The sequence below is a fragment of the Providencia sp. Me31A genome, assembly GCF_050487165.1.
Lineage (GTDB): Bacteria > Pseudomonadota > Gammaproteobacteria > Enterobacterales > Enterobacteriaceae > Providencia.
Genome location: NZ_JBKQGZ010000042.1, coordinates 1 through 10753, shown reverse-complemented (window position 1 = coordinate 10753; position 10753 = coordinate 1). Strand labels below are relative to the sequence as shown.

At 38.2% G+C, this 10753-nt stretch carries 11 protein-coding genes and 2 pseudogenes; 3 read left to right on the top strand and 10 right to left on the bottom strand.

The features are described 5' to 3' along the window. Nucleotides 1-126: 126 nt before the first annotated feature. The 8 genes and pseudogenes from ACLPIE_RS21815 to ACLPIE_RS21780 all read right to left on the bottom strand — a co-directional run. Nucleotides 127-606: pseudogene (locus tag ACLPIE_RS21815) on the bottom strand (helix-turn-helix domain-containing protein); the annotation flags it as partial. A gap of 128 nt (nt 607-734) precedes the next feature. Beyond that, entirely contained in the window at nt 735-1121 is a 387-nt protein-coding gene (locus ACLPIE_RS21810) for a plasmid partitioning/stability family protein (protein WP_264404100.1), read from the bottom strand. Nucleotides 1122-1125: 4 nt separating this feature from the next. After that, the gene (locus ACLPIE_RS21805) at nt 1126-2097 is read right to left on the bottom strand and encodes a plasmid segregation protein ParM (RefSeq protein ID WP_264404099.1); all 972 of its coding nucleotides are present in this window, start codon (nt 2095-2097) and stop codon (nt 1126-1128) included. 237 nt (nt 2098-2334) lie between these two features. After that, on the bottom strand, nt 2335-2667 hold the full coding sequence (locus tag ACLPIE_RS21800) for a hypothetical protein (RefSeq protein ID WP_006663416.1): 333 nt from the start codon (nt 2665-2667) through the stop codon (nt 2335-2337). A gap of 1 nt (nt 2668) precedes the next feature. Then, on the bottom strand, nt 2669-3298 hold the full coding sequence (locus ACLPIE_RS21795) for a ParA family protein (protein WP_006663415.1): 630 nt from the start codon (nt 3296-3298) through the stop codon (nt 2669-2671). Nucleotides 3299-3482: 184 nt separating this feature from the next. After that, nucleotides 3483-3665 (bottom strand): hypothetical protein, encoded by a 183-nt coding sequence (locus ACLPIE_RS21790; protein ID WP_264404098.1) that lies wholly within the window; start codon nt 3663-3665, stop codon nt 3483-3485. 40 nt (nt 3666-3705) lie between these two features. Next, a pseudogene (locus ACLPIE_RS21785) lies at nt 3706-4146 on the bottom strand (IS6 family transposase); the annotation flags it as partial. A 245-nt stretch (nt 4147-4391) separates the two neighbouring features. Continuing rightward, nucleotides 4392-5753, bottom strand: coding sequence for an MFS transporter (locus ACLPIE_RS21780; RefSeq protein WP_430263737.1), 1362 nt, complete (start codon nt 5751-5753; stop codon nt 4392-4394). 360 nt (nt 5754-6113) lie between these two features. Here ACLPIE_RS21780 and ACLPIE_RS21775 point away from each other — a divergent pair, with 360 nt between their 5' ends. The 3 genes from ACLPIE_RS21775 (at nt 6114) to ACLPIE_RS21765 (ending at nt 9634) form a co-directional block, all read left to right on the top strand. Beyond that, nucleotides 6114-7136 carry a zinc-binding alcohol dehydrogenase family protein gene (locus ACLPIE_RS21775; RefSeq protein ID WP_264404097.1) on the top strand — a complete coding sequence of 341 codons (1023 nt, stop codon included), beginning with the start codon at nt 6114-6116 and terminating at the stop codon, nt 7134-7136. A 14-nt stretch (nt 7137-7150) separates the two neighbouring features. Then, nucleotides 7151-8596 (top strand): tagaturonate reductase, encoded by a 1446-nt coding sequence (locus tag ACLPIE_RS21770; RefSeq protein ID WP_264404096.1) that lies wholly within the window; start codon nt 7151-7153, stop codon nt 8594-8596. A 138-nt stretch (nt 8597-8734) separates the two neighbouring features. Continuing rightward, entirely contained in the window at nt 8735-9634 is a 900-nt protein-coding gene (locus ACLPIE_RS21765; protein WP_264404095.1) for a GntR family transcriptional regulator, read from the top strand. Nucleotides 9635-10086: 452 nt separating this feature from the next. Here the strand turns inward: ACLPIE_RS21765 and ACLPIE_RS21760 are convergent, their stop codons facing one another. Both ACLPIE_RS21760 and ACLPIE_RS21755 read right to left on the bottom strand, forming a co-directional pair. After that, entirely contained in the window at nt 10087-10290 is a 204-nt protein-coding gene (locus ACLPIE_RS21760; protein ID WP_071548929.1) for a type II toxin-antitoxin system RelE/ParE family toxin, read from the bottom strand. 213 nt (nt 10291-10503) lie between these two features. Beyond that, complete coding sequence (locus tag ACLPIE_RS21755; protein WP_421667223.1) at nt 10504-10671, bottom strand: pentapeptide repeat-containing protein; 168 nt, start codon at nt 10669-10671, stop codon at nt 10504-10506. Between the last annotated feature and the right edge of the window lie 82 nt (nt 10672-10753).

Sequence of the window (10753 nt, the reverse complement as noted above, 5' to 3'; positions counted from 1 at the left end):
GGTTTCCATACAAAGCATTCCAAATTATCCCTTGCAAAAACAGGGAGTGTAGCAGAGCTATCAGGTGGATCATTTTTACACGATCTTTCCTGCCTAATTTGGTGGAGTTTTGCATGATCATTAACAATCAACACACAGATGCTTTGATGCCTGTGTTTTATTTTGTCGAGAAAGACCTCTATTAACGGCACGGCGCATAATATTGTCAACCGCATTCCAACTCAGTTTAAGCTGTTTTCTCACCGCATCAACGGTGCTTATTTTTAGCCAAGAGAGTACGAACATTTCAAATAATAGTGTGTACCGACTGCCTTTTTCAGCCCAAGGAACAGGCAGGGTTTGACATCCATGTTCAGGGCAACGAACTCGAGGTACATCAGCCTCAACTAACGTTAGAAATTGGCAAGTATCGAGATGGCGCCACTGGCGGTGTCGATGATCATGAATGGGTCTATTCTTCCCACAAACAGGACAGACTAAGGGGGTATTTTCTGGAATAGCCACATGAACAGTAACTACACCCGTATTTTCATCAAGTGAAAGAGAAGCGACACTCCAAGGAGGGGATAAATTGAGTATTCGGGCGTAAAGAGACTTTTCGTCCATGATAGTAATCCCTGATCATAAAATATGCATTATGATATTATCAGCCACCATAACAAGGGAAGTCCCATAAATACACAGTGCCAATATACTGCATATTTTTACACTATACAAATATCCCGAATACTTTTTTACACGAGTTTTGATAACTTATTTTTCACTTTCGCTAAAGGCTGATTCGCTTTTATCTCAGTGATACAGCTCTCTTCTTTCAACGTTGAACTAATACCAAGCGCTTTGATGACAGCCTGAATTTCAGCCTGTGATGGTTTCCAACCCGTTGTTTGGGAAATTAACATCACAAGCTGTTCTGCCGTCAATGTCTCATTAAAGAGTGTGGCCAACAAAGCAGGCAATCGTGTATCGAGATGTTGTAATGCCGCACCACAGATAAATGCATGGCGGAAAAATTCCCCCCTAGCTGAACGAGGTATAGACTCTATCACCTCTAAAGCCTTTTTGTCCGCTGGATTTTCGGGGTGAAGATATAGTGTAAATTTTTTCCGCTCATGACTCATTGAGTTAATCCTCTTTAAAATAGGCGATAGCTTCAACTAATGCCGTTTGGGGCGAGTCTAACAGTGTAATTTTATCATCAATCAAGTGCCATGCTTTTCTGATCTCAGGCTCAATCAAAGATGCGCCGCCGCCAACCAGATAAATGCGATTCACATTTTTAAATGGGCTAAGTTCATCAACGACACGCTCGCCTAATTGTTTAATGGCAGACTCAATAGTGTCCAATACTAATGGAATTTTCGACTCATCATTCACAATTTGACGCACAAACTGGTCGTTGTGACGTTGCTTTATTAACTCATCAGCGACCAGCGCACTGGTATCACTGGACGCCATTTTTAATGCACTCAACGCAGCTTGAGTGACCATTGAGACACCAATTTCAGAGTTACCATGAATGGCACTCACACCATCAAACTGACCCACAATCACGCCCACATCCAGTGTTGTGCCGCCCAAATCAATCACCAGTGACTTTTCAAACTCCCCCACATTATCATTAACTAATTGAGTTAACACGGCAGGTAAAGATTCAGGCATCACCTCGGCATCTTTAATCGTAAAGGTTGTTCCTTTATTTAGTTTCACAGGACGGAGGACATTTTCAATTTTGCGCTGAATATTTAATTCATTCTTTTGACAATCTGCTGTATAAAATTCACTGATTGGCAACGTAACAACCAATTCGATATCTTGAGGTTCAAGTCCACTACTTAAAAGTGCATGATGGATAGCTAAAACATTCGCATCGGTATATTGATACTCAATATGAGTCGTTCTAATCGCCTGCTCACTGACCTCGTCATAAGTGAACTTTTGACCATCCAATTCATAGTTAAACGTCCCCTTTCCACCTAACCCTTCAATTTTCCAACCTTTTTTAAATGAGTTCGTTGATAACTTAGTTTGAAGTGCCTGCTTGTCAAACCATGCCAGCTTCACATTTGTAGAACCATCGTCGCAATATAATTTCATACACCCTCACATATTACTCAAATTGGGTAATTAATATAATCAACAAATACTCAATTTGAGAATTAAAAATAACTAACTATGGGATACAACTCATATTGAGTATCTTATAACAAATCGAATCTTAAATCTAGCAGCAATCAAACCGCAATCTAACATATATATAGCTTATATCTTGCCGCTAGTTTGCAGCAAGGTTTCTATAATAAAATTATTGCAGCTAGTTTGCTGCAATAACCTCTAATAACCTTTCTTTTCCTTGTAAGCGTTAAGCGCTTCTTCTAATACCTCAACAAGTAACAATCCTTCTCGTTCAGCTATTTCGCGAATTTCTTTGTCGAACTCAATGGTTACACGAGTCGCAAAAGCAAGTGTTCGATTCGTTTTGCGTGCTGATCGTCCATCTCTTCTAATATAATGATTATCAGCAACAGTATTCTTATTTGATATTGACTGAGATTCTTGTGGTAATGGAGCAATCTCAGGAGCAGACAAACCTGGAGCTGTTTCCTCTGAAGATGGAGGTGTTCCCAGCCTAGATTTCCCTCGTTTTAGTTTAGAAACATCAACCATGTTATTCTCCTATCTTATTAATTAAGGATTGAATCAATTCATCTGCACGTGTATTAAGTCCTTTGTATCTAGTTTCTGAAATAGTTAGCCCTGCATTTTGAGCCTGCCTATATGCAGGTTTTTCCAAAAGACAGCCATTAAGAACTTCATAGCCTGCATCCTTGATATATTCTCTTGCATCATTTTCCTCTGCATCAGTTCCGATTCTACTCAATGAAAAGATCAATTTTGAACGAGGAATACCATCTTTGAGCAACCCATTAAATACTTTAACCGCTGGGATTAAATCGTCTAGTGATGCTCCTGTCGGCTGAACAACCAAATCAGCAACTTTTGCGATTTCTAATGTCCCTTTACTAGCTCGAGCTGGTCCGTCAATGATTAATAAGTCATATGCCTCTGTAGTTGATAATGCTTGAGCAGCAGTAGAAAAAACCTCAACAGAAGCTGCGGGTGGTAATCCTGCAGCTAAACGCCTTCGATGCCAATCAGCAGAAGTTGCTTGCTCTGTATCTAAATCTGCCAGTTTGGTTTTCAATCCACCCATTGTTGCTTCACGAGCTAATGCTCTTGCTTCTGTACTTTTTCCTACACCACCTTTTTGAGAAATAAACGCTACTATCCACGCCATATAACCTCCACTGTGTTTTTACACATAATAGATAGATAGCTGCAATCTTGCAACTATCTAAAAGAAAGCTAACTTATTACATTCATTATAGACAACTACAAGATTGTTGCATGCCAAAAGATAGATAGCTGCAATCTTGCAGCCATCTAAAAGAAAACTAACTTATTACATTTATTATAGACAACTACAAGATAGCTGCATGCTGAAAGATAGATAACTGCAATCTTACTGCCATCCAAAAGGGGTTAAATTTCGTATCAATATACGTTAATCTGACATCTTCACGCGTTTCATTCAGTTTGTTTTCTAAAAAAATGTCATTGACCAATTGAATTTCGTGCAATAAATCTTGATCGCAGGCGATCATAACCCCCTCAGACAAGTGGCCGAATTTTGTTGCGCAGAACAAGTGCTCGACCATAAGGTGCGGCTTTATCGGTATTGATAACCCTGGGGATTTGCCAATTTTTAACGCGATTGAATATTTTTCTTAAAAACCGATAAGCAGCTTGGGTATTACGATGTGGTGAGAGGTAAAATTCAAGAGTATACCCCCGACTATCGACAGCTAGGTAAAGGTACGCCCATTTACCATTCACTTTGATATAAGTTTCGTCTAAATGCCAATTGTTGAGCTCGGAGGAATTACACCAATACCAACGTAACCGCTTTTCTATTTCTGGTGCATATCGTTGAACCCAGCGATAGATTGTCGTGTGATCTACATTTACACCGCGTTCAGCTAACATTTCCTGAAGTTCTCGATAACTGATACCGTACTTACAGTACCAACGCACCGCCCAAAGGATGATAATACCGGTGAAATGACGACCTTTAAATGCATTTATGAGGTAAGCTTCCGTAGAGGGCTGGTTAGCTTAGCATAATGGCTCATTCAAACTTTGCAACAGTGCCAATATAAACACTCCAACGGCGTGCTTATGTTCACATTTTAATGTGTGGATCTTGATGGACTTACTGTAATAAGCCCATCAATTAATACAATTTTATTAGGCAATTATAACTCAAACCTTCGAAGATTAACTATTCTTCAGTAGAGCCACTGAGGAACGTTGTAATCCTGTATTTAAGTTTATTTGATTTTCGTATCCGTAATCGGTGCTCTCACTAAGAATACATAAGAAAGTGCGCCAAGTAATGTTACACAGCTACAAATAATCAAAGCTAAATTGAATGAGTTTGTTTTATCTAAAATAAAGCCAGTCACAATTGGTGCAAATGAAGCACAGATAAAACTCGCAAAATTCTGAATACTACCAACGGAAGCTGTCATTCTCGAAGCAACGGATACGTGGATAAGCCCCCATGCTGATGTTCCTGCAAAGTGAATACAAAATAATGCCATACCAATAAATAAAACAGCTGACATTGATGAGGTTGCTTGAGGCACAATAAAGGTGAATATTGCTGAGAGTACCATACCAATAACAATACTCATTTTGCGGCTTTTCAATGGCGCCATGCCTTTTTTGACCATCCAGTCAGTGGCGTATCCATTTAATAACATACCAGCTGCACCAAATAAGAATGGAATAGCAGCCATTAACCCCGTACTTTTTAAATCAAGGTTATATGCTGTTTGCAAGTAACCTGGTAGCCAAGCTAAATATAACCATGCGGTATAGTTAATTCCGCTAAATCCGAGCATCATTCCCCACATTGTGCGGTTACGGAATAATCCACGCCATTCTGCAAAACTCAGTGGGTCACGTTTCGCATTAACACTGCCTGTATTTAGGTAATCTTGTTCTTCTTGGCTTAGGGCTATTTCTTCTCTGTTGCGATACAGCATATACCAGCCGATTGCTAAAAACATACCGAGCACACCAATGGTAATAAACATGCCACGCCAGCCGATGACTAACATCATTGCGGCAAGTAATGGCGGGCTGATTGCCATCGCGATGGTCGAAGCTGCGTTGAAGTAACCCATTGGGCGACCGCGCTCTTTAATATTAAACCAGTCATTGATGACTTTTACACCGCATGGGTTCATTGGTGCTTCACCAATCCCCATACCAATGCGTGCAAGTACGAATTGAGTGAACGAGTGAACAAGCCCAGATAGCGCTTGGAATAATGACCAAAAGAACATACCAATACCAAGCATTAATCTAGGGCCTTTTCGGTCTAGTAGCGGGCCACAAGGTAATTGGGCAATACCATACGCGAGAGAGAATACAGAAAGTAATATTCCGATTTCTGTTGCACTTAAGCCTAATTCTTCACGGATTGTTAAATTAGCAACGGAAAGTGAGCTTCTATCGAGATAGTTAATAATGGCAGCTAAAAATAATAGGATCATTGCTGTCATTTGTATTCGTTTTAAACGCTTACTTTTCTCAGGTACGATGTCTAAAGTGTCTAAAACTTCCGTTTTATGACTATTAGCTAAATGATTATTCCCGCTAATAGTACTATCTATTTTTTCCACATTAACTCCTTCTCTTCCCAAGATTATTATTAGATTGGTATATTTAAAATCTAATTTATTGATTTTTATTTATTTTTACTGTTATTTAATTATGTCGATCATTTAATTGATGTTGTTCAATCTGAGAATATGTGGGAAGACATATTTATAACTGATAATTTCATTGAATCGTGCGCTTGATAGTAATTTACTGTCTTTTATCGGTACTTAATAAATAAAATATTATATATTTCTGTACTTTATGAATAAAAAACACATTTAATGCGGATTTATGAGCATTACATCACAAATTCCATGGACATAATGCTTTTTTTCTATTTTTTGGCAGAAATTAATAGCCATACAAATAAGGAGAGCATTATGTCATTAATAAATACATTAGTTTGCCAAGAGCCAAAAAAATTAGTTTGGGAAAAGCGCGAAATTCAAGCACCTGCAGCTAACGAAGCAAAAATTAAAATTAAAACTGTAGGTATATGTGGCACGGATATACATGCATGGGGTGGAAACCAACCTTTCTTTAGCTACCCTAGAGTATTAGGACACGAAATTTGTGGTGAGGTTGTGCAACTCGGTTCTAATCAATCTGAATTTAAAGTTGGGCAACAAGTTGCCGTTATTCCTTATGTTGCTTGCTTAAAATGCCCATCATGTTTAAGTGGCCGCACCAATTGCTGTGAAAATATTTCTGTTATTGGTGTCCATGCAGATGGTGGCTTTGCCGATTATCTGAATGTTCCTGTATTAAATTTATTACCTGCTGATGGGATTGCTCCAGAAGCAGCGGCTTTAATTGAACCATTTGCTATCAGTGCCCATGCAGTTAGGCGTGCAGCGGTTCAAAAAGATGAGGCGGTATTGGTTGTTGGTGCCGGCCCTATTGGCCTAGGCGTTGCTGCCATTGCACATGCTGATGGTGCTCAAGTGGTTATTGCTGACACAAGTGCTGCGAGACGCGAACATGTTGCAAAATACCTGTCACTGCCAACGGTTGATCCTTCAGCTGAAGATTTTGAAGAGCACCTGAAAAAGCAATTTTCAGGTGCTTTACCACTGAAAGTTATCGATGCAACAGGTAACCAGCATGCGATGAATAATACGGTAAACCTAATTCGCCATGGTGGAACAATCGTCTTCGTTGGTTTATTTAAAGGCAACCTACAGTTTTCTGATCCGGATTTCCATAAAAAAGAAACAACAATGATGGGAAGCCGGAATGCAACACCTGAAGATTTTGCGAAAGTTGGCCGCTTAATGTCAGAAAATAAATTAAATGCTGAAATGATGCTAACGCACCACTACCAATTTTCTTCGCTTGCTGAAGTTTATGAGCAAGATGTTATTAATAACCGCGAATTAATCAAAGGCGTTATTCATTTCTAATATCTGGGGATAAAATGAAAACATTAAACCGAAGTGAGTTTCCAGGGAAGAAATATCCTACTCGAGTGATCCAATTTGGCGAAGGCAATTTCCTTCGCGCTTTTGTTGATTGGAGCATTGATATTCTAAATGAAAAAACGGGGCTAAATGCGGGGATTACGATTGTTCGCCCGATCGATACAGATTTCCCGCCATCATTAAATACTCAAGATGGGCTCTATACGACGGTTATTCGGGGCTTAAATGAAAAGGGTGAAGAAGTCAGCGATTCCCGTATTATCCGCTCAGTGAATAACGAAATAAATCTTTATCAAAATTATGACGAATACCTTGCTTTGGCGCATAATGAAAATATTCGCTTTGTATTTTCAAATACAACAGAATCGGGAATTAGTTATCATGAAAATGATAAATTTGATGACAAACCCGCAGTAAGCTTTCCTGCAAAAATAACGCGACTTTTATTTGAGCGTTTTAATTACTTTAAAGGTGATACCAGTAAAGGCTGGGTTATTATTCCTTGTGAGTTAATTGATTATAATGGCGAAGCCCTGAAAGCGCTTATCCTACGTTATGCCCAGGAATGGCAATTATCTAAAGATTTCGTTCAATGGATTGAATCAGCGAATACTTTTTGTTCGACACTCGTTGATCGTATCGTGACAGGTTATCCACGAGACGAAGCTCAAAAATTAGAGCAAGAACTGGGGTATCATGATGCTTTCCTTGATACGGCTGAACATTTTTATCTGTTTGTTATTCAAGGGCCTAAGTGGTTAGCTCAAGAATTGCACTTAGATAAGCACCCTATGAATATTCAAATTGTCGATGATATTAAGCCGTATAAAGAACGTAAGGTCGCTATTCTAAATGGTGCCCATACTGCGATGGTTCCTATTGCTTGGCTTTGTGGCCTCAATACAGTCGGCGAGTCAATGCAAGATGAGGATATCCAACAGTTTGTTGAAAAATTATTGAATGAAGACATTATTCCTGTTCTTGACTTACCGGAATCAGAATTACGTGAATTTGCAAAAGCGGTTACGGGGCGTTTCCAAAACCCGTATATTCAGCATCAACTTCTTTCTATTGCACTAAATAGCATGACGAAATTTAAAACTCGAATTCTGCCTCAGTTAATAACAGGTATGAAGAAAGGTTATGTTTCAGATCGTTTAAGTTTTGCGCTTGCCGCATTACTTGTGTTCTATCGCGGGCAGCGTTTTGATGAGTCTTACCCATTACAAGATGATGAAATATGGCTCACTCGCTTTGCCCAAATGTGGCCTCAAGTGGGGAATACTTTAACAATAGAAGCATTTGTTAATACTATCCTTTCGGATGAAAGTCACTGGGAACAAAATCTCAGCTTAAATCCAGAGTTAGTCAAGAAAGTCACCTTACATATTGATTTAATTTTGAATAACGGTATGCGAGGCGCGGTAAAACAACTTAGTTAATGTTAGTATTTTGTCTGTTATGTCACTTTATTATTTAATTGAGTGACACAACAGATATCTTTTTACCCTATATCATTATACTTTTACCATCAAATGATGATGATTGATAATTTACAAACGGGAATTTTAAATATTACGATGGCAAGAACGCAAAACTTACGTCATAAGGTCATTAATCAATTTATAGATGCAATTCGGCATCAATATATTTGCTCGCCTTTGCCTTCTCAGTCACTACTTGCAGATATGTACAATATTAGTCGGACAACTGTACGACATGTATTAAATTACCTTGTTGAACAGAAAATATTAGAAAATACTAATAATAACTTCGTCATTATTAGGAAACCTAATGATGCAGACCTCCTTAATACAGTCATTGAGCTTCCTGAACAGCTAACTGAATTTGAATCTTTTTTTTATAACTTAATTCAGCAAAGGGAGCTTAAACCAGGTGATAATTTCACTGAATTACAACTTGCTCACCGAGCAAATGTGAAACCAGTTGTCGTGCGAGAATTTTTACTTCAATTCTCACAGTATAATTTAATTGAGAACTTGCGGCGTGGTTTATGGAGTTTGAAAACATTTGACCAGGACTATGCGGAAAAACTATTTGAGTTGCGAGTGTTACTTGAAACTTACGCGTTAGCACGATTTATGAATTTACCTCTTGACGATAAACGTTGGGTGCAGGCAAAAGAGTTATTATTCCAACACCGCAAATTGCGAGAAACTGTAGTCGATAATTATCACACTTTTTCTGAATTAGATCGTAAATTTCATTCATTGTTACTTTCTGCTGCAGATAACCCTTTCTTCGAACAATCATTGAATATGGTTACGATCATCTTCCATTTTCATTATCAATGGGATGACAGTGACCTTCGTGAGCGTAACGTTTTGGCAATAGAAGAACATATGACAATTTTGAGTGCTATCATAAGTCATAATGACTTACAGGCAATGAATGAGCTACGTAATCATTTGAATACAGCTAAACAATCGATGAAACGTTCATTACAAATAGCGAAATAGTAATATCGCTCAAGAAGGGGTCCACTTGGAAAACGGAAAATATCCTACGCTAAGCTTGTTTTTTGTACATCTCTATATTAACTGCACGTAACGGACGGTATTTACCTGAACCCAACTTTAGGTTATTTCTCCAAATGTAATCACCACTTAGATTGATATGCACCCAACCGGTTTCATAACAATGCCCTCCTTATTTAAGGATAGCATTGATTAATTGAACTCACAGCACAAACCTGACTGCTAACTATTTTTTAAATCTTTTACAATCGATATCAAACGATAATAATTCATTGGTACAATTTAAGTATACCTTATCTGCACCAAGCAATATGGTACGCATTTCTTATAAAAATCGACTTATAGAGAACCAGTTCCGCACGATAAGTTTAAAGAAACTAAGCTAGTTAATGAGAAGGGATTTATAAAAAATGAGTTAACTGAAGTTTTCGAGTTTACAGGTCAATCTCATCAAAATAAAAGTGCTTTAACGGCTCCATTTGTTGATGAAGAATTCGGATAACAAAAATATCATCGGTTCTATATCGGTAAAAAATTGCATGCTTAGAGTGGTTATGACGCCTAACCCCAACTGCAATTTCTGTATACTCGAATATCCCTTCAAAGTCTTTAGCCGCTAAATTGGAAAGTTTATACATTATGAGCGTTCTTCACTTTCTTAGCGCTGAGTGAAAAATGCGCAAATTTATTATTTGCAACAAGCCCATATTTCTTACTCCTCGCTTTATGACAAATTTGTAATCATTTTTTAATCAATAACCCATAGTTATAATGGTAGTATTAATATAAATAAACTGATAGAGAGTAAATTTGTTATGAAAAAATTAATATTGGTAATCTTAACTAGTGCGTTATGTATGACAGCTGCAGCTTCTTATGCAGACAGCATGGCTAAAGACAGCATGGCTAAAGACAGCATGGCTAAAGATAGCATGGCTAAAGACAGCATGGCTAAAGACAGCATGGCTAAAGATAGCATGGCTAAAGATAGCATGGCTAAAGATAGCATGGCTAAAGATAGCATGGCTAAAGATAGCATGGCTAAAGATAGCATGGCTAAAGATAGCATGGCTAAAGATAGCATGGCTAAAGATAGCATGG